Source organism: Streptomyces sp. NBC_01283 (assembly GCF_041435335.1).
Classification (GTDB): Bacteria; Actinomycetota; Actinomycetes; order Streptomycetales; family Streptomycetaceae; genus Streptomyces.
Genome location: NZ_CP108430.1, coordinates 2,386,151 through 2,403,749 on the forward strand (window position 1 = coordinate 2,386,151; position 17,599 = coordinate 2,403,749).

17 protein-coding genes and 1 pseudogene are annotated in these 17,599 nt (G+C 70.6%); 13 read left to right on the plus strand and 5 right to left on the minus strand.

Annotated elements, in window-relative coordinates:
• The first annotated feature begins 74 nt into the window (after positions 1 to 74).
• Positions 75 to 3,008, plus strand: coding sequence for a glycoside hydrolase family 2 TIM barrel-domain containing protein (locus OG302_RS10820; RefSeq protein WP_371526592.1), 2,934 nt, complete (start codon positions 75 to 77; stop codon positions 3,006 to 3,008).
• Here the strand turns inward: OG302_RS10820 and OG302_RS10825 are convergent.
• On the minus strand, positions 2,969 to 3,628 hold the full coding sequence (locus OG302_RS10825; RefSeq protein ID WP_371526593.1) for a DUF4389 domain-containing protein: 660 nt from the start codon (positions 3,626 to 3,628) through the stop codon (positions 2,969 to 2,971). The genes OG302_RS10820 and OG302_RS10825 overlap by 40 nt on opposite strands.
• Positions 3,629 to 3,771: 143 nt before the next feature.
• Here OG302_RS10825 and OG302_RS10830 point away from each other — a divergent pair, with 143 nt between their 5' ends.
• Entirely contained in the window at positions 3,772 to 4,191 is a 420-nt protein-coding gene (locus OG302_RS10830) for a VOC family protein (protein WP_371526594.1), read from the plus strand.
• Here OG302_RS10830 and OG302_RS10835 read toward each other — a convergent pair.
• Both OG302_RS10835 and OG302_RS10840 read right to left on the minus strand, forming a co-directional pair.
• Positions 4,172 to 4,891 (minus strand): DUF6597 domain-containing transcriptional factor, encoded by a 720-nt coding sequence (locus tag OG302_RS10835; RefSeq protein WP_371526595.1) that lies wholly within the window; start codon positions 4,889 to 4,891, stop codon positions 4,172 to 4,174. The two genes, OG302_RS10830 and OG302_RS10835, sit on opposite strands and share 20 nt — an antisense overlap.
• A 26-nt stretch (positions 4,892 to 4,917) precedes the next feature.
• On the minus strand, positions 4,918 to 5,853 hold the full coding sequence (locus OG302_RS10840) for an AraC family transcriptional regulator (protein WP_371526596.1): 936 nt from the start codon (positions 5,851 to 5,853) through the stop codon (positions 4,918 to 4,920).
• 80 nt (positions 5,854 to 5,933) lie between these two features.
• Here OG302_RS10840 and OG302_RS10845 point away from each other — a divergent pair, with 80 nt between their 5' ends.
• Positions 5,934 to 6,791 (plus strand): NAD(P)H-binding protein, encoded by an 858-nt coding sequence (locus OG302_RS10845; RefSeq protein ID WP_371526597.1) that lies wholly within the window; start codon positions 5,934 to 5,936, stop codon positions 6,789 to 6,791.
• 116 nt (positions 6,792 to 6,907) lie between these two features.
• On the opposite strand, the gene OG302_RS10850 is transcribed toward OG302_RS10845, so the two are convergent.
• Positions 6,908 to 8,059: a YihY/virulence factor BrkB family protein gene (locus OG302_RS10850; protein ID WP_361839095.1), complete on the minus strand. Its 1,152-nt coding sequence runs from the start codon at positions 8,057 to 8,059 to the stop codon at positions 6,908 to 6,910.
• Positions 8,060 to 8,076: 17 nt separating this feature from the next.
• On the opposite strand from OG302_RS10850, the gene OG302_RS10855 reads away from it, so the two are divergent.
• Both OG302_RS10855 and OG302_RS10860 read left to right on the plus strand, forming a co-directional pair.
• Positions 8,077 to 9,714, plus strand: a complete 1,638-nt coding sequence (locus OG302_RS10855) for an acyl-CoA dehydrogenase family protein (protein ID WP_371526598.1) — start codon at positions 8,077 to 8,079, stop codon at positions 9,712 to 9,714.
• Positions 9,715 to 9,809: 95 nt separating this feature from the next.
• Positions 9,810 to 10,040, plus strand: a pseudogene (locus OG302_RS10860) (transcriptional regulator); the annotation flags it as partial.
• 50 nt (positions 10,041 to 10,090) lie between these two features.
• Here OG302_RS10860 and OG302_RS10865 read toward each other — a convergent pair.
• Positions 10,091 to 11,128, minus strand: a complete 1,038-nt coding sequence (locus OG302_RS10865) for a M36 family metallopeptidase (RefSeq protein WP_371526599.1) — start codon at positions 11,126 to 11,128, stop codon at positions 10,091 to 10,093.
• 108 nt (positions 11,129 to 11,236) lie between these two features.
• On the opposite strand from OG302_RS10865, the gene OG302_RS10870 reads away from it, so the two are divergent.
• From OG302_RS10870 to OG302_RS10905, 8 genes are all read left to right on the plus strand, one after another.
• Complete coding sequence (locus OG302_RS10870; protein ID WP_371526600.1) at positions 11,237 to 11,797, plus strand: GNAT family N-acetyltransferase; 561 nt, start codon at positions 11,237 to 11,239, stop codon at positions 11,795 to 11,797.
• Between the two features lie 109 nt (positions 11,798 to 11,906).
• On the plus strand, positions 11,907 to 11,990 hold the full coding sequence (locus tag OG302_RS10875; protein ID WP_323178717.1) for a putative leader peptide: 84 nt from the start codon (positions 11,907 to 11,909) through the stop codon (positions 11,988 to 11,990).
• 116 nt (positions 11,991 to 12,106) lie between these two features.
• Positions 12,107 to 13,804 (plus strand): nitrite/sulfite reductase, encoded by a 1,698-nt coding sequence (locus tag OG302_RS10880; protein WP_371526601.1) that lies wholly within the window; start codon positions 12,107 to 12,109, stop codon positions 13,802 to 13,804.
• Positions 13,801 to 13,980 (plus strand): hypothetical protein, encoded by a 180-nt coding sequence (locus OG302_RS10885; RefSeq protein ID WP_371526602.1) that lies wholly within the window; start codon positions 13,801 to 13,803, stop codon positions 13,978 to 13,980. Before OG302_RS10880 ends, OG302_RS10885 begins: the two co-directional genes overlap by 4 nt.
• Positions 13,977 to 14,690 carry a phosphoadenylyl-sulfate reductase gene (locus tag OG302_RS10890; protein WP_371526603.1) on the plus strand — a complete coding sequence of 238 codons (714 nt, stop codon included), beginning with the start codon at positions 13,977 to 13,979 and terminating at the stop codon, positions 14,688 to 14,690. Before OG302_RS10885 ends, OG302_RS10890 begins: the two co-directional genes overlap by 4 nt.
• Positions 14,690 to 15,277 (plus strand): adenylyl-sulfate kinase, encoded by a 588-nt coding sequence (gene cysC / locus OG302_RS10895; protein ID WP_371526604.1) that lies wholly within the window; start codon positions 14,690 to 14,692, stop codon positions 15,275 to 15,277. Before OG302_RS10890 ends, cysC begins: the two co-directional genes overlap by 1 nt.
• Positions 15,274 to 16,212: a sulfate adenylyltransferase subunit CysD gene (cysD, locus tag OG302_RS10900; protein ID WP_371526605.1), complete on the plus strand. Its 939-nt coding sequence runs from the start codon at positions 15,274 to 15,276 to the stop codon at positions 16,210 to 16,212. The genes cysC and cysD overlap by 4 nt, the downstream gene beginning before the upstream one ends.
• A gap of 2 nt (positions 16,213 to 16,214) precedes the next feature.
• Positions 16,215 to 17,588 carry a sulfate adenylyltransferase subunit 1 gene (locus tag OG302_RS10905; RefSeq protein ID WP_371526606.1) on the plus strand — a complete coding sequence of 458 codons (1,374 nt, stop codon included), beginning with the start codon at positions 16,215 to 16,217 and terminating at the stop codon, positions 17,586 to 17,588.
• Positions 17,589 to 17,599: the final 11 nt, after the last annotated feature.

A 17,599-nucleotide genomic window follows, 5' to 3' on the forward strand; every position in this document is an offset into this window, starting at 1 on the left:
AGCCGCCGAGAATCCAACAACCCTCGGCGCGTGACTGTTGTGACGTCCCACCTCCCCGCTGTCTGATGGAAGCCATGGAGCTCCCCTACTTCGAGGACGTATCCCCCGGTTCCGGCAGCCTCCCGCCCCGCGCGTGGTATGCGCGATCGGATGCCATCTCCTTCTCCCTGAACGGCAGTTGGCACTTCCGGCTCTCCCCGGCCGCCGACACCGCCGACGACTCCTTCGCCTCGGACGGCTTCGACGCCAGGTCCTGGGACACCGTGGCGGTGCCCGGCCACTGGGTGCTGCAGGGCCACGGCGCACCCATCTACACGAACATGGTCTATCCGTTCCCGGTCGACCCGCCCCGCGTGCCCACCGAGAACCCGACCGGCGACCACCTGCGGACCTTCGACCTGCCCGCCCACTGGCCCGCGACCGGCGGCGGCACACTCCGCTTCGACGGTGTCGAGTCCTGCGCCCGCGTCTGGCTGAACGGCACGGAACTCGGCGAGTTCAAGGGCTCGCGGCTGCCGCACGAGTTCACCGTCGGCCACCTCCTGAAGCCCTCGGGCAACGTCCTCGCGGTCCGCGTCCACCAGTGGTCGTCCGGCTCCTACCTGGAGGACCAGGACCAGTGGTGGCTGCCGGGCATCTTCCGGGACGTGACCCTGCTGCACCGCCCCGAGGGCTGCGCGCTCGACTTCTTCACGCACGCCTCGTACGACCACGTCGCGGGGACGGGGACACTGCGGGTCGACTCGGACGCCGACGGCCGGGTCACCGTGCCCGAGCTGGGGGTCGACGTCGCCACGGGCGAGTCGGTGACGGTGGCCGTCGAGCCCTGGACCGCCGAGACGCCACGGCTGTACGACGGGGTCCTGGCCACGGCGGGCGAGCGCGTTCCGCTGCGCATCGGCTTCCGTACGGTCGCCGTGGAGGACGGGGTCATCAAGGTCAACGGCCGCCGGATCCTGTTCCGCGGCGTGAACCGGCACGAGTTCCACCCGGAGACGGGCCGCGCGCTCGACCTCGACACGATGCTCACGGACGTCCGGCTGATGAAGCAGCACAACATCAACGCGGTCCGCACCAGCCACTATCCGCCGCACCCCGCCTTCCTCGACCTCTGCGACGAGCTGGGCCTGTGGGTCATCGACGAGTGCGACCTGGAGACCCACGGCTTCACCGAGCAGGGGTGGCGCGACAACCCCGTCGACGACGACCGCTGGACGCCGGCCCTCCTGGACCGCGCGGCCCGCATGGTCGAGCGCGACAAGAACCACGCCTCGGTGATCATCTGGTCCCTCGGCAACGAGTGCGGTACGGGCCGGGGCCTGACCGCCATGGCCCGCTGGATCCGCGCACGGGACGCGGGACGCCTCATCCACTACGAGGGCGACCGGTCCTGCGCGGACACCGACATGTACTCGCGCATGTACGCCGACCATGCCGAGGTCGAGCGCATCGGCCACCGGGCGGACACCGACGGGCCGCCGGAACGGCGTCAACTCCCCTTCATCCTCTGCGAGTACGGGCACGCGATGGGCAATGGCCCGGGCGGCCTGCGCGAGTATCAGGAGCTGTTCGAGAACCACGAGCGCAATCAGGGCGGCTTCATCTGGGAGTGGATCGACCACGGCCTTGGTCACCCGGAGTTCGGCTACGCCTACGGCGGCGACTTCGGCGAGGAGCTGCACGACGGGAACTTCGTCTGCGACGGCCTGGTCTTCCCCGACCGGCTGCCGTCACCGGGCCTCGACGCGTACGCGCGGGTCATCCAGCCGGTGCGTTTCGCGTACGACGAGGACGCGGGGACGGTCCGGGTCACCAACCTGCACGACTTCGCGGACCTGTCCCACCTGTCCTTCGAGTGGTCGTACATCTGCGATGACGACGAAGCACCCTTCGAAGGCGGCGAACTGGCCGTACCAGCGGAGCTCGGCCCCGGTGACTCCGTCGAACTGAAGCTGCCTGACGCACCGTTGGCCGCCCATGACTCCGAGGCCTTCCTGCACGTCACGGCAGCGGTCGGCGTGGAGAGCAACTGGACGAAGCTGGACCACCTCGTCGCGCGGGCCGAGTTCCCCGTCGCGCCACGCCCCTCCCTCCGGCCCGCCACCGGTGAACGCCCCGCGCGCGACGGCGACTTCATCACCCTCGGCCCCGGAACCTTCGACGCCCGTACCGGCGAGCTGCTCACGCTGCACGACATCCCGCTGTCCAGCGCACCCCGCCTGGACATCTGGCGCGCCCCCACGGACAACGACAACGGGGCGTCCTGGCAGGGCGGTCAGCGCAACGGTCTCGTCTGGCGCGAGCTCGGCCTGCACCGGATGCAGCACCGGCTCGACGCGGTCGAGCCGTCGGACGACACGCTCACCGTCCGCACCCGCGTGGCGCCCGCCGCGCGCGACATCGGTCTGCGCACCGTCTACCGCTGGACGTCCGACGGAGCCCACCTGCGCCTCACCGTCTCCGTCGTGCCCGAGGGCGAGTGGACGGTGCCGCTGCCACGCCTCGGCATCCGGCTCGGACTGCCCGCCGCGTACGGGTACGCGCACTGGTTCGGCGGCAGCGACGAGGCCTATCCGGACACGGCAGCGGCATCCTTCACCGGCCGGCACTTCGCACCGGTGGACCGCATGCAGACCCCGTACGTCCGCCCCCAGGAGAACGGCGCCCGGCCGGACGTCCGTTGGGCCGAGTTGCGGACGGACTTCGCCGGCGAGGGAGTACGCGTCGCCGGCGAGCCCGCGTTCTGGTTCACGGCACGCCGCTGGACGACGGAGCAGCTCGACGCGGCCACGCACCGCACGGATCTCGTCCCCGGCGACACGGTGTGGGTCCACCTCGACCACGGGCAGCACGGCATCGGCTCTCAGTCGTGCGGTCCCGGGGTGCTTCCACGGTATGAACTCCACGCCGCACCGGCCGAGTTCACGTTCACCTTCTCGCACCGGGAGAGCACGGCGGAGCAAGGCTCTCAGCCGAGGGGCTCCCGCTCTCCCTGGTCCAGCCGGTAGGGCGGATAGACGTCCGTGAGCAGCAGGCCGTAGGCCATGACGCGCGCGACCCAGCGGTGCAGGCCGATGTTGAGGTCGTACATGCCGCGGGGGTAGCGGCCGGTGAAGAGCAGGGACACGCCCGCGTAGAAGGTGAGGAGCCCGGTGAGGCCGCCGTTGAAGCGGTAGCCGCCCGACATCAGCGCCGCCACCAGGAGCTGCGGCACGACCAGGAGCCAGCTCTTGACGAGCACGAGCCCCCTGGAGAGGTGCTCGGGGTAGGCGATGTCCAGGCGGGCCGGGTAGTCGGGGACGTCACCCAGGGAGAAGGGCGGATATCGGTCGGTGCCGAGCGCTCCGTACGCGTAGTACTCGACGCGCCAGCTCCAGCGCAGCACACCGACGTTGAAGTCGAACAGCAGCCGTGGATAGGACCCGGTGATCAGGACGGCGAAGAAGGCGACGAAGGTGACGAGGAGGGCGCCGACCCACAGGAAGGCGAGGACGATGAAGTGCGGGATCGCGAGCAGCCACTTCACCAGCCAGAGCCAGCGGGAAAGACCGGCGTCGTACCGCCCCTCCAGGCGGACCGGACTGACCGGGTGCTTGCCGAGATCGGTCGCCGTGGGCATGGCGGACATAGCAGTCAACTCCCCTCGTCTCCGTACGGGCGGCACGCATGTGCCTTGCCCACATGTACGACCGTGCGCGGGCGGCGGCAAGGAGTGGCGCGGCGTCCGTTTTCTTCAAGACGGGCGCGGGGCGGCTGCCTACGCTGCGAGGCATGAACACGCACCTCACACCCCGCTTCGATCTGGTCGGCATCGTCGTCTCCGACATGGCCGCCACGCTCGCCTTCTACCGCCGCCTCGGCCTGGAGTTTCCCCCGGGTTCCGAGGACCAGCCGCATGTCGAGGCGGCCCTCCCCGGCGGTCTGCGCATCGCCTTCGACACCGAGGAGACCATCAGGTCCTTCACCGAGAACTGGGAGCCGCCGCGGAGCGCGGGCCGCATCGGGCTCGCCTTCCACTGCGAGACCCCCGAGGGCGTCGACGCGGTGTACGCGGAGCTTGTGGGCGCCGGACACCACGGTGAACTCAAGCCGTGGGACGCCTTCTGGGGCCAGCGGTACGCCTCGGTCCTCGACCCGGACGGCAACGGCGTCGACCTGTTCGCGCCGCTGGCTACTGAGGCCGCGGGCTGAGCAGTTCGCCCAGCGGCATGCCCGTCAACTCCTTGACGTCACGCGCCAGATGGGCCTGGTCGGCGAAGCCCGAGACCGCCGCGGTCTCCGCGAACGCCAGGCCTCCCCTGGCCAGGGCGAGCGCGCGCTGCAGCCGCAGCACACGGGCCAGCGTCTTGGGTCCGTAGCCGAACGCGGCAAGTGAACGCCGGTGCAGGAGGCGGGCGTTGATGCCCGCCTCCGCGGCGGTCGACGCGATGCTCCGCCCCGCGTCCAGTGCCTTGACGACGTGCGCGAGCAGTGGGTCGGGCGGTCCCGCACCGTCCGCCCGCGCCAGGGCGACGGACTCCAGGACGGCCGCCGGATCGCGGGCCGCGTCCATGCGCTCGGTCAGCCGGCGTGCCTCGGCGGACGGCCACAGGTCGGCGAGGTCGACGCGCCGGTCACGGAGCTCGTGCGCGGGCACGCCGAGGAAGGCGGGGGCGGTGCCGGGATAGAAGCGGATGCCCACGTACCGGGCGGCGCCGTCCGGCTCGGGGCGGTACGCGCGGGTGTCGGGGCCCGCGACCAGGAGCCTGCCGCCGCTCCACAGCAGGTCCATGCAGCCGTCGGGCAGGACGGGGTAGACAGGGGCGTCCGAGCCACCGGCGGTACGGGTCCACAGGACCGCACCCGCGACCCGGGACGGCCGCTCCGCGTACTCCACGGTCTCGTACGACACGTCTTCAAGGCTACGCCGCCCAGGGGCTAGGCGGCCGGGGAGCGGTGCTCCTGCGGACTGACCCCGTAGACCCGCTTGAAGGCGCTGGACAGGGCGAACGCGCTGCCGTACCCGACACGGCGGGCGATGGCGGCGATGGTCTGTTCGCTGTCCCGCAGCAGGTCGGCGGCGAGCGCGAGCCGCCAGCCCGTCAGGTACGCCATCGGCGGCTCGCCCACGAGTTCGGTGAACCGCCGGGCGAGCGCGGCCCGCGACACGCCCGCCTTCGAGGCGAGCTCGGCGATCGTCCAGGGGTGTGCGGGGTCGTCCTGGAGCAGCCGGATCGCCTGCCCGACGACGGGGTCGCCCATCGCGCGGTACCAGGCGGGGGCCTCCGCCTCGGGCCGGGAGAACCAGGCGCGCAGCGAGGCGATCATCAGCAGGTCGAGCAGCCGGTCGAGCACGACGTCTTGCCCCGGCTCGTCCTTGGCGATCTCGTCGGCGAGCAGCGGGGTGAGCGGGCAGTCCCACACCTCGGTGGGCAGGACGAGGAGCTGGGGCAGCGCGTCCAGGAGCCGTCCGGTGATCTCGCCGCGCGCCTGATAGGTGCCGATCAGCATCTCCGCGGGGCCGTCGGGCAGTTGGCCCCAGGTGCGCCGGCCGAGGTCGCGGTACCGGTCGGGCGGGGTGTCGCCGAGGGGCACGCAGTCCTCGCCCGGCTGGATCTCGACGTGGGGCTTGCGCGTCCGGTCGTCGGCGACCGTGTAGTGGTCGGGGCCGCGGGCGATGGCGACGTCGCCGGGACGGATCAGCTGGGGTTCGCCGTCGTCGGGCACGATCCAGGCGGTGCCCCGCACCATGATCATGACCGAGAGCGGCGCCTCGTCCGCGATGCGGACGGACCAGGGCGGGTCGAAGCACGCGCGGATCATGAAGGCTCCTCGCGCGCGGGGGCCTTCCAGCAAGCCTGCGAGTACGTCCATGCCCAGAGCGTAGACGCACGCGTATGGGGGCGGGGCCCTGACGGATGGTTCCTTGTGGCGCGGGGCAGTTCACTGAAGTCATGACAGAGACGGCAGTGAACAAGCAGAGCACGCAGAACATGACGGTGCTGGTCACGGGTGCTTCCGGCAAGACCGGACGCCGGGTCGCGGAGGCCGCGGAGGCGGCCGGATACACGGTGCGGGCCGCCTCGCGGTCGGGTGCGGTGCGGTTCGACTGGTACGACCCCACGACGTGGGAGGACGCGCTGCGGGGTGCGGACGCCGCGTACCTCGCCTACATGCCGGACGTCGGGGCGCCCGGTGCGGGCGACGTGGTGGGCGCGCTGGCCCGGCGGGCGGTGGCACTCGGTGTGCGGCGGCTCGTGCTGCTTTCGGCCCGGGGCGAGGACCAGGCGGAGCCGGCCGAGCGGGCGGTGCGGGAGTCGGGGGCCGAGTGGACCGTCGTACGGGCGAGTTGGTTCGCCCAGAACCTCAGCGAGGGCCCGCTGCTCGACGGCATGCGGGCCGGGGAGCTGGTGTTCCCGGCCGGGGAGGTGCTCGAACCGTTCATCGACGCGCGGGACATCGCCGATGTGGTGGTGGCGGTGCTCCGCCCCGATTCGGGTTACGCGGGGCGGGTGGTGGAGATATCGGGGCCGCGCCTCATCTCGTTCCGTGACGCGGTGGCCGAGGTGTCGGCGGCGGCCGGGCGGGAGATCCGCTATGTCCCCGTATCGGCCCGGGAGTACGGGAGCGCGCTCGCGGAGTTCGGGGTGCCGCATGAGGAGACGGAGTTCCTGATCGAGCTCTTCGAGACGAACCTGGACGGCCGCAACGCGCATCTCTCGGACGGGGTGCGGGAAGTCCTGGGGCGGGCGCCCCGCGACTTCGCCGAGTTCGCCAGGGAGCACGCGGAGGCGGGCGTCTGGAAGGCCTGAGCGGGCTCCGGAGCCTTGCGGGGCGGGCGGTCACCGGCTCCGCTGGGTTCGTCCTCACACGCCGGACGGGCTGAAACCCCACGCCGGACGGGCTGGAAACCCAGCCCGTCCCGGGCCTACTCGGGGGGCGGCTCTTCCCCGCCGCCGTTCCGCTTCCCGTGGCCCCGCAGCCGGGACGTCACGTCGTCCGGCGGCAGGAAGCGTGACCACCGCTCGGGGAACTCGGACGGCATGTCCGGGTCGTCCGGGTCGTAGGGGTCCTGCGAAGCCTCCCGCGCCGCCACCGCGCGGGCCACCACCTCCACCGCGCGCGCCTCCCGTATCCGGTCGTTGGCCGCGCGCGCGGCGGCCGTGGCGACGGAGGGCCACACCCGGTCGATCGCGGCGTTCACCGCGGCCCCCACAAGGACCGCGAACGCCGACACGCCGATCCACAGGAGCACCGCCACCGGCGCCGCCAACGAACCGTAGATCGTGGGTCCTTCGACCGTGCTCGTCAGGTAGATCCGGAGCAGGAAACTGCCGAGGACCCACATCCCCAGGGCGATGAGCGCACCGGGCATGTCCTCCACCCAGGGCGAACGCACCGGCACCGACACGTGGTACAGCGTCGTCAGGAACACCACCGACAGCAGCGTCACCACCGGCCAGTAGAGGATCTGCACCACCGTCGTGGAGCCGGGCACCAGCTTCACCACCGCGTCCGGCCCCGCCACCATCAGCGGCAGCGCCACCGAACCGATCAGCAGCGCCACGATGAACAGGCCGAACGCGAGGAGGCGGGTCTTGACGATGCCGCGCGCGCCGTCGAGCCCGTACATCACCGTGATCGTGTCGATGAAGACGTTCACGGCGCGCGAGCCCGACCACAGGGCGAAGACGAAGCCGATGGAGATGACGTCGGGCCGGCCGACCCGCATGACGTCCTCCAGTATCGGCTGCGCGATCTGGCTGACGCCCTTGTCGGAGAGGACCGTGCGGGACGCCTCCAGGATGTTGTTCTCGACGCTGGCGATGGTGTTCGCACCGGTCCAGCGGTCCACGTACGCGAGCAGGCCGATCAGGCTCAGGAGCAGCGGCGGCACCGAAAGCAGCGTGAAGAACGCCGCCTCGGCGGCCAGGCCCAGGATGCGGTACTCCACACACGAGTTGACCGTGTCCTTGAGCAGCAGCCAGGCAGTCCTGCGCTTGGAGACGTTGCTGTAGAGAGCGCGGGCCCGGTTCCAGCGGCCCGACGGCCTCCCGGGTGTTTCTTTTGCCTGGTGCACCTCCTTACCGTAGCGGCATGGCAGCCACCACCCACACAGTGACCAACCAGGCTCCGCCCCTGGTGGGATATGACGTTTTTACGTCGGACCGCGCACTCGCGGAAGGAGTCGAACGGCATCTCGATCCCGCCCTTCTCGGCACCGCGCGTGAGCAACTCTCCGAACTCGGGCGCACGGCGGGTTCGGCGCAGGCGCGGGAATGGGGGTTTCTGGCCAATGAGAATCCGCCCGTTCTGCACACCCATGACCGCTATGGGAATCGCATCGACGAAGTCGCCTTCCATCCGGCGTGGCACCGGCTGCTCGGCAAGGCGGTGTCGTCGGGCCTGACCACGGCGTGGTCGCGGCCGGGCGGCCATCTGCGGCGCGCGGCCGGGTTCCTGGTGTGGTCGCAGGTCGAGGCGGGGCACAGCTGCCCGATCTCGATGACGCACGCGGCCGTTCCCGCACTGCGGGCCGATCCCGTGCTGGCCGCCGAGTGGGAGCCCCGGCTCACCTCTCTCGTCTACGAAGAAGGGCTGCGGCCAGCCTCCCAGAAGGCCGGGGCGCTCTTCGGGATGGGCATGACGGAGAAACAGGGCGGCAGCGACGTGCGCGCGAATACGACGCGTGCGCGTGCCCTTGCGGAAGAGGGCACCTATGAACTCACGGGGCACAAGTGGTTCTGCTCCGCACCCATGTCCGACGGCTTTCTCGTGCTCGGGCAGACCGACCCGGGCCTTACCTGTTTCCTCGTACCGCGGGTCCTTGAGGACGGCACCCGGAACGCCTTCGCCATTCAGCGCCTGAAGGACAAACTGGGCAACAAGTCGAACGCGTCCAGCGAGGTCGAGTTCGACGGGACGTGGGCGCGCCGGGTCGGTGAGGAGGGGCGCGGGGTGCGCACCATCATCGAGATGGTGGCGGCCACGCGGCTCGACTGCGTGGTGGGTTCGGCGGCGCTCATGCGGCAGGCCGTCGCGCAGGCCGTGCACCACGCCACGTACCGCGAGGCGTTCGGCGGGAAGCTCATCGACAAGCCGCTCATGCGCAACGTACTGGCGGATCTGGCCCTGGAGTCGGAGGCGGCCACGACGCTCGCGCTGCGCCTCGCCGCCGCGTACGACGACGGGAGCGAGCAGGAGCGGGCCTTCCTGCGCATCGCGGTGCCGGCCGCGAAGTACTGGGTGACCAAGCGCTGCACGCCGCTCGTGGTGGAGGCCCTGGAGGTGCTCGGCGGCAACGGATACGTCGAGGAGTCGGGGATGCCGCGGCTGCTGCGTGAGTCGCCGCTGAACTCCATCTGGGAGGGCTCGGGGAACGTACAGGCCCTTGACGTGCTGCGGGCGCTGCAGCGGGAGCCGCTGGCGCTGAACGCCTTCCTCCAGGAGGTCGGGCTCGCGCGCGGCGCCGATCACCGCCTGGACGGCGCGATCAAGGGGCTGCTCACCGAGCTGGCCGACCTGGACGGCATCGAGGCGCGGGCGCGGCGGCTGGTGGAGCGGATGGCCCTGGTGCTGCAGGGCTCGCTGCTCGTGCGGTACGCGCCCCCGGAGGTGGCCGACGCGTTCTGTGCCTCGCGGCTCGGCGGGGACTGGGGCTCGGCGTTCGGGACGCTGCCGCACACGCTCGACCTGGCCGCCGTGGTGGAGCGGGCGGCTCCGCGGGGCGACTAGCGGGAACCGCGGGGGTGGTGCTGCGCCGACACGGGGGCGCCGAAGGGGCACGCTGAGCGGGGATGCCGCCGATGGACCGGCTCGCCTCGTCCTGGACGTCAGCGGGCCGCGCCGAGGACACGTTCGGCGGTCCGGCGCGCACGGTGACGGTGCGTGCCGAACTCTCCCGGGTCCGACGCTACTTGGACGGCCGGCTGACCCGCCGCCCCTACCGCTTCACCGGGGAGGCGGACGCGGAGGTGCCGCTGCCCGAGCGTGCGTCGGACCTGCTGCCGCACTCGACGGCACCGGCGGTCGTGGAGGCACGGCGGGTGCCGGAGCCTTGAGTGCCGGTCCTCCTCCCGGCCGCACCGGCCCCGTCACCCGCCGGTCACCCTCACACGCCGGGTATCGCCCGCGCCCGGAACGCCGCCCGCACCGCGTCCGCCGCGCTCTTGCCGTACATCTCCTGGGCCGTCGCGATCGTCGTCAGGGCCGCGTCCTTGAAGCTGGTGTCGGGCGCGAAGCCGAACTGGGCGTTGACGATGATCCGGTCCGCGGTCCGGGCGCCGAGCGAGCCACGGATGTCGAAGAGCGCACGGGACCAGATCTCGCCGTCCGCGTGCACCTCGCCCACCTTGTCGGCGTACGTCTTGTCGCTGTCGACCCGGCGCAGACAGTGCGGGGCGTCCGAGTACGGGACGGAGTCCCAGTCCGCGACACAGGCGAGGTCGGCCTTGGCGGGCCAGCCGTACTTGGCGTCCGCGTACGCACCGACCGACACCGCCAGGTAGTCGCCCCAGGCCTCGCCGATGGAGCCCGCCTCCAGGGACGTGCCGAAGCCGGGCACCTGGGCGTGGTGCACGGCGTGCCCGTACTCGTGGACGACGACCTCCGCGTCCTCGGCGTCGTCGACGCCGCCCTTGCCGAAGCGGATCTCGGCCTTCTTGTCGGTGAAGAAGGAATTGTCCGCGCCCCACTGGTTGATGCGGACCGGCTGTGCCCGGTCGTTCGCCCCCGGCAGTTCGCTGCCGAAGCCGAGGCTCTGCAGGTACTCCTGCGCCTCATTGACCCAGAAGTACGCCATGACCTGCTCGAACCGGTCGTCGTCGCGGGCATAGCTCCCGGCGTCCGCCACCTTGGCGGGGGCGCCGGTCTCGGATCTGATGTACGCCCACTTTCCGGAGAGCCCGCCACTGGAGTCGAGATTGCGCAGGGCTGCGGTGGCGTAGGCACTCATGGGCACGGAACTCGCGGAGTCCTTCGCGTCGACGAGGGTCTGGTCCCCCGACGACTGGACGGGGTTGACCATGAAGACACGGGCCTGCGGACCCGCGGAGGCGGGTGCTGAGGCCGAAGCGGGTGCGGCAAGCGTCGCGAGGGCCACGGTGACGGTGGCCGCGGCGAGCAGGCCGCGGGGTGTGCGGCGGGCCATGGAACATCCTCCAGCTCGAAGAATGCGGGGGGTGGCAGGCGCTGCGGGATCTTCCCGCACCCCGGGCACCTTTGGCCAGGGTGCGTGGCACATGATTCGCTGACCGGCATGAGCCTCACTGTCACCACCTGGTCCCTTGAGCAGACCGCTCCCACCGATCTGCTGCCCGCGGCGGCGCCGGACGGGGACGTCACGATCGTCCGGGCCGAGATCCCGTCCCCCGAGTTCAGCCGCTTCCTCTACGCCTCCGTCGGCGGCGACATCCGCTGGACGGACCGGCTCTCCCTCTCCTACGCGCAGTGGCAGGAGCAGCTCGGAAAGCCGGGCGTCGAGACGTGGGTCGCGTACGAGAAGGGGACGCCCGCCGGGTACGTGGAACTGGCGGCGCAGGACGACGGTGTCGTCGAGATCGTGTACTTCGGCCTCATCCCGGCTTTCCGGGGCCGCCGGATCGGCGGACATCTGCTGTCGTACGGGGCGCGGCGGGCCTGGGACCTCGCCGAGCGGTGGCCCGAGCTTCCCCCGACCAAGCGGGTATGGCTGCACACCTGCTCCAAGGACGGCGAGCACGCCATGGACAATTACCTGCGACGCGGCTTCAAGCTCTTCGACACGAAGGTCGAGCAGGAGCCGGACGTGGCCACTCCGGGCCCGTGGCCCGGCGCGTAACTCTCCACGGCGAGTGACCGACACCACACCATCTCACACAGCGAGACTCACGCGTCCACATTCTGGATAATGGTGGACTGGGCCGAAAGTCCCATGACACGCTTCCGTCATGGATCGCACTGGAATTGCCTTGGTGAGTCGACGCCACGTCGATCTCTGCCGCATGTCCAGCGCCATGTGTCCGGCGAGCTGACAGCACCAGCGCCGACGACTCCCCCTGCTTGACCATCATCTTGCGCACCGCCGCGCCCCTAGCGCGAAGTGTGCAGGTCACAGCCGCCCTCAGCCCGCCTTGAAGGACGTATAGCCATGGCTGCCACCCCCGAAAAGCCCACGACTGCCGCGCCCCGGCGCAAGGCGAGCCGTCACCGTGGTGAGGGCCAGTGGGCCGTTGGCCACTTCACGCCCCTCAACGGGAACGAACAGTTCAAGAAGGACGACGACGGTCTCAATGTGCGGACACGCATTGAGACGATCTACTCGAAGCGTGGCTTCGACTCCATCGACCCGAACGATCTTCGTGGGCGTATGCGCTGGTGGGGGCTCTACACCCAGCGCCGGCAGGGCATCGACGGCGGCAAGACCGCGATCCTGGAGCCGGAGGAGCTGGACGACGAGTACTTCATGCTGCGGGTCCGCATCGACGGCGGGCGGCTGACCACCGAGCAGCTGCGCGTCATCGGCGAGATCTCGCAGGAGTTCGCGCGCGGCACCGCCGACCTCACCGACCGGCAGAACGTGCAGTACCACTGGATCCGCATCGAGGACGTCCCCACGATCTGGGAGCGCCTCGAAGCCGTGGGGCTCTCGACGACCGAGGCCTGCGGTGACACTCCCCGCGTCATCCTCGGCTCGCCCGTCGCCGGTGTCGCCGAGAACGAGATCATCGACGGTTCGCCCGCCATCGACGAGATCCAGCGCCGCTTCATCGGCAGCCCGGAGTTCTCGAACCTGCCGCGCAAGTTCAAGACGGCCATCTCGGGCTCTCCCCAGCTCGACGTCGCGCACGAGATCAACGACGTCGCCTTCGTGGGCGTCAACCACCCCGAGCACGGCCCCGGCTTCGACCTCTGGGTCGGCGGCGGCCTCTCCACCAACCCCAAGCTGGGCGTGCGGCTCGGCGCCTGGGTGCCGCTCGACGAGGTGCCGGACGTGTGGACCGGCGTCATCGGCATCTTCCGCGACTACGGCTACCGGCGCCTGCGCACCCGCGCCCGCTTGAAGTTCCTCGTCGCCGACTGGGGTCCCGAGAAGTTCCGGCAGATCCTTCAGGACGAGTACCTCAAGCGTGAGCTCGTCGACGGGCCCGCGCCCGAGCAGCCCGCCGGCACCTGGCGTGACCACCTCGGCGTCCACAAGCAGAAGGACGGCCGCTTCTACGTCGGCTTCGCCCCCCGCGTCGGCCGCGTGGACGGCACGACGCTCACGAAGATCGCCGACGTCGCCGCGGCCCACGGCTCGGGCCGTCTGCGCACCACCGCCGAGCAGAAGATGATCGTGCTCGACGTGGAGGAGGCTCAGGTCGAGTCCCTCGTCGCGGGGCTCGAAGCCCTGGACCTGCGGGTCACTCCCTCGCCCTTCCGGCGCGGCACCATGGCCTGCACCGGCATCGAGTTCTGCAAGCTGGCGATCGTCGAGACCAAGGCGCGCGGCTCCCAGCTCATCGACGAACTGGAGCGCCGCATCCCGGAGTTCGACGAGCCGATCACCATCAACATCAACGGCTGCCCGAACGCCTGCGCCCGCATCCAGGTCGCCGACATCGGACTCAAGGGTCAGCTGGTCCTTGACGCCGATGGCAACCAGGTCGAAGGCTTCCAGGTACACCTGGGCGGCGCCCTCGGTCTCGATGCCGGGTTCGGCCGCAAGGTCCGTGGCCTGAAGGTCACTTCGGCCGAGCTGCCCGACTACGTGGAGCGGGTCCTCACGCGCTTCCAGGAGGAGCGCGCGGACGACGAGCGCTTCGCCACCTGGGTGGGCCGCGCCAGCGAGGAGGCCCTCTCATGAGTGAGCGTGCCGCCCCCTTCCACTGCCCCTACTGCGGTGAAGAGGACCTGCGTCCCAACGAGACCGGTCACGGCGCCTGGGAATGCGCCGCATGCAATCGCGCCTTCCAGTTGAAGTTCCTCGGGCTGCTCGCCCGGGGAGTTCAGCGCAACAACGGTGGAGGGGAAGAGATATGACGACCGTTCAGGCCCAAGAGCAGCGTACGGACGACGAGTTGCGGGCCCTTGCCGAGCGGGCCGGGCGGGACCTGGAGGACGCGTCCGCCCTGGAGATCCTCCGATGGGCCGTCGACACCTTCGGCGACCGCTTCTGCGTGACCTCCTCCATGGAGGACGCCGTCGTCGCCCACCTCGCCTCGCGCGCCCGCCCCGGCGTCGACGTCGTGTTCCTCGACACCGGCTACCACTTCCCCGAGACCATCGGCACCCGTGACGCCGTCGCCGCCGTGATGGACGTCAACGTCATCACGCTCACGCCGAAGCAGTCGGTCGCCGAGCAGGACGCCGAGTTCGGCGCGAAGCTGCACGACCGCGATCCCGACCTGTGCTGCGCCATGCGGAAGGTCAAGCCCCTTGAGGAGGGCCTGACCTCGTACGCCGCCTGGGCGACCGGACTGCGTCGCGACGAGTCCCCCACCCGCGCGAACACCCCGGTCGTCGGCTGGGACGAGAAGCGCCGCAAGGTCAAGGTCTCGCCGATCGCCCGCTGGACGCAGGACGACGTGGACGCCTACGTGAACGAGCACGGGGTTCTCACGAACCCCCTCCTCATGGACGGCTACGGCTCCGTCGGCTGCGCGCCCTGCACCCGCCGCCTCCTGGAGGGCGAGGACGCGCGCGCGGGGCGCTGGTCGGGCAACGCCAAGACCGAGTGCGGGATCCACTGATGACAGACCCCCAGCAAGCCACCGGTCCCCGGAACGTATCGGAGAAGCACGTGACCACCGGAGCCACCATCTGGCTCACCGGCCTGCCCAGTGCGGGCAAGACCACCATCGCGTTCGAACTCGCGGAGAAGCTGCGCGGCGAGGGCCACCAGGTCGAGGTGCTCGACGGCGACGAGATCCGCGAGTTCCTCTCGGCGGGCCTCGGCTTCAGCCGCGAGGACCGGCACACGAACGTGCAGCGCATCGGCTTCGTCGCCGAACTGCTCGCCCGTAACGGCGTGAAGGTCCTGGTCCCGGTGATCGCACCGTTCGCGGACAGCCGCGAGGCGGTCCGCAAGCGCCACCAGACGGGCGGCACGCCCTACGTGGAGGTCCATGTGGCCACGCCGGTCGAGGTCTGCTCCGTACGCGACGTGAAGGGTCTGTACGCCAAGCAGGCGGCCGGTGAGATCTCCGGGCTCACCGGGGTCGACGACCCCTACGAGGCACCCGAGTCACCCGATCTGCGCATCGAGTCACAGGACCAGACCGTGCAGGAGTCCGCGGCGGCGTTGCACACGCTGCTCATCGAAAGGGGTCTGGCATGACCACGACCGTGGCCACCGTGAGCGAGGGCACCGACAGCCCTTACGCGCTCAGCCACTTGGAGGCCCTGGAGTCCGAGGCGGTGCACATCTTCCGCGAGGTCGCGGGCGAGTTCGAACGGCCGGTGATCCTCTTCTCCGGCGGCAAGGACTCGATCCTCATGCTGCACCTCGCGCTGAAGGCCTTCGCCCCCGCGGCGATCCCCTTCTCCCTGCTGCACGTCGACACCGGGCACAACTTCCCCGAGGTCCTCGAATACCGCGACCGCGTCGTCGCCGAGCACGGTCTTCGGCTGCACGTCGCCTCCGTGCAGGAGTACATCGACGCGGGCAAGCTGCGCGAGCGCCCCGACGGCACCCGCAACCCGCTGCAGACCGTCCCGCTCACCGAGAAGATCCAGCGCGAGAAGTTCGACGCCGTGTTCGGCGGCGGACGACGGGACGAGGAGAAGGCCCGCGCCAAGGAGCGCGTCTTCTCCCTGCGCGACGAGTTCTCGCAGTGGGACCCGCGCCGCCAGCGCCCCGAGCTGTGGCAGCTCTACAACGGCCGCCACGCACCCGGCGAGCACGTCCGCGTGTTCCCGCTGTCCAACTGGACCGAGCTGGACGTGTGGCAGTACATCGCCCGCGAGGGCATCGAGCTCCCCGAGATCTACTTCGCGCACGAGCGGGACGTCTTCCGGCGCTCCGGCATGTGGCTGACCGCCGGCGAGTGGGGCGGCCCCAAGGACGACGAGACGGTCGAGAAGCGGCTCGTCCGCTACCGCACGGTGGGCGACATGTCCTGCACCGGTGCCGTCGACTCCGACGCCACCACGCTGGACGCCGTCATCACCGAGATCGCCGCGTCCCGGCTGACGGAGCGCGGCGCCACCCGCGCCGACGACAAGATGTCCGAGGCCGCGATGGAAGACCGCAAGCGCGAGGGGTACTTCTAAACATGACCAGCAGCACCGAACCCGACAAGGCACAGCCGCTCTCCGCCGAGCAGCTGTCGGCCACCACCCTGCTGCGGTTCGCCACCGCCGGGTCCGTCGACGACGGCAAGTCCACCCTCGTGGGCCGCCTCCTGCACGACTCCAAGTCGGTCCTCACCGACCAGCTCGAAGCCGTGGAGCGCGTCTCGCTCGGCCGTGGCCAGGAGACGCCCGACCTCGCGCTGCTCACCGACGGCCTGCGGGCCGAGCGCGAGCAGGGCATCACCATCGACGTCGCCTACCGCTACTTCGCGACGCCGCAGCGCCGGTTCATCCTCGCCGACACCCCGGGCCACGTGCAGTACACCCGGAACATGGTCACCGGCGCCTCGACGGCCGACCTCGCCGTGGTCCTCGTGGACGCCCGCAACGGCGTCATCGAGCAGACCCGCAGGCACGCCGCCGTCGCCGCGCTGCTTCGCGTCCCGCACGTCGTGCTCGCCGTGAACAAGATGGACCTCGTGGCGTACGAGGAGACCGTCTTCGCGAAGATCGCCGAGGAATTCACCGCGTACGCGAGCGAGTTGGGCGTCCCGGAGATCACCGCGATCCCGATCTCGGCGCTCGCCGGCGACAATGTCGTCGAGCCGTCCTCGAACATGGACTGGTACGGCGGCCCCACCGTCCTGGAGCACCTGGAGACGGTCCCGGTCAGCCACGACCTGACCTCCTGCCACGCACGCCTGCCCGTCCAGTACGTGATCCGTCCGCAGACCGCCGAGCACCCCGACTACCGGGGCTACGCGGGACAGATCGCGGCGGGCACCTTCCGGGTCGGCGAGTCCGTGACGGTGCTTCCCTCGGGCAAGACGTCGAAGATCGCGGGCATCGACCTCCTCGGCAAGCAGGTGGACGTCGCCTGGACGCCGCAGTCCGTGACGTTGCTCCTGGAGAGCGACATCGACATCGCGCGCGGCGACCTGATCGTGCCGAGCGGTGACCAGCCGCCGACGTCGCAGGACATCACGGCGACGGTCTGCCATGTCGCGGACACCGCACTGGCCGTCGGTCAGCGGGTGTTGCTCAAGCACACCACGCGCACGGTGAAGGCGATCGTCAAGGAGATCCCCTCGCGGCTCACCCTGGACGACCTCTCCCAGCACCCGGCGCCCGGCGAGCTGGTCGCCAACGACATCGGCCGGGTCGTGATCCGCACCGCCGAGCCGATCGCGGTCGACTCGTACGCCGCGTCGCGCCGTACCGGTTCGTTCCTCCTGATCGACCCGGCCGACGGCACGACGCTCGCGGCGGGCATGGCGGGCGACGCGTTCGCCACCACCTCCGAGGCGGCCGAAGAGCCCAAGCCGGCCGCCGACGACGAAGGCTGGGACTTCTAGCCATGATTTCC

Excerpts from the sequence above, each read along its gene's own strand:
- OG302_RS10820 (WP_371526592.1), top strand. The coding sequence starts at position 75 with ATGGAGCTCCCCTACTTCGAGGACGTATCCCCCGGTTCCGGCAGCCTC.
- OG302_RS10825 (WP_371526593.1), bottom strand. The coding sequence starts at position 3,628 with ATGTCCGCCATGCCCACGGCGACCGATCTCGGCAAGCACCCGGTCAGT.
- OG302_RS10830 (WP_371526594.1), top strand. The coding sequence starts at position 3,772 with ATGAACACGCACCTCACACCCCGCTTCGATCTGGTCGGCATCGTCGTC.
- OG302_RS10840 (WP_371526596.1), bottom strand. The coding sequence starts at position 5,853 with ATGGACGTACTCGCAGGCTTGCTGGAAGGCCCCCGCGCGCGAGGAGCC.
- OG302_RS10845 (WP_371526597.1), top strand. The coding sequence starts at position 5,934 with ATGACAGAGACGGCAGTGAACAAGCAGAGCACGCAGAACATGACGGTG.
- OG302_RS10855 (WP_371526598.1), top strand. The coding sequence starts at position 8,077 with ATGGCAGCCACCACCCACACAGTGACCAACCAGGCTCCGCCCCTGGTG.
- OG302_RS10865 (WP_371526599.1), bottom strand. The coding sequence starts at position 11,128 with ATGGCCCGCCGCACACCCCGCGGCCTGCTCGCCGCGGCCACCGTCACC.
- OG302_RS10870 (WP_371526600.1), top strand. The coding sequence starts at position 11,237 with ATGAGCCTCACTGTCACCACCTGGTCCCTTGAGCAGACCGCTCCCACC.
- OG302_RS10875 (WP_323178717.1), top strand. The coding sequence starts at position 11,907 with ATGGATCGCACTGGAATTGCCTTGGTGAGTCGACGCCACGTCGATCTC.
- OG302_RS10880 (WP_371526601.1), top strand. The coding sequence starts at position 12,107 with ATGGCTGCCACCCCCGAAAAGCCCACGACTGCCGCGCCCCGGCGCAAG.
- OG302_RS10885 (WP_371526602.1), top strand. The coding sequence starts at position 13,801 with ATGAGTGAGCGTGCCGCCCCCTTCCACTGCCCCTACTGCGGTGAAGAG.
- OG302_RS10890 (WP_371526603.1), top strand. The coding sequence starts at position 13,977 with ATGACGACCGTTCAGGCCCAAGAGCAGCGTACGGACGACGAGTTGCGG.
- cysC (WP_371526604.1), top strand. The coding sequence starts at position 14,690 with ATGACAGACCCCCAGCAAGCCACCGGTCCCCGGAACGTATCGGAGAAG.
- cysD (WP_371526605.1), top strand. The coding sequence starts at position 15,274 with ATGACCACGACCGTGGCCACCGTGAGCGAGGGCACCGACAGCCCTTAC.
- OG302_RS10905 (WP_371526606.1), top strand. The coding sequence starts at position 16,215 with ATGACCAGCAGCACCGAACCCGACAAGGCACAGCCGCTCTCCGCCGAG.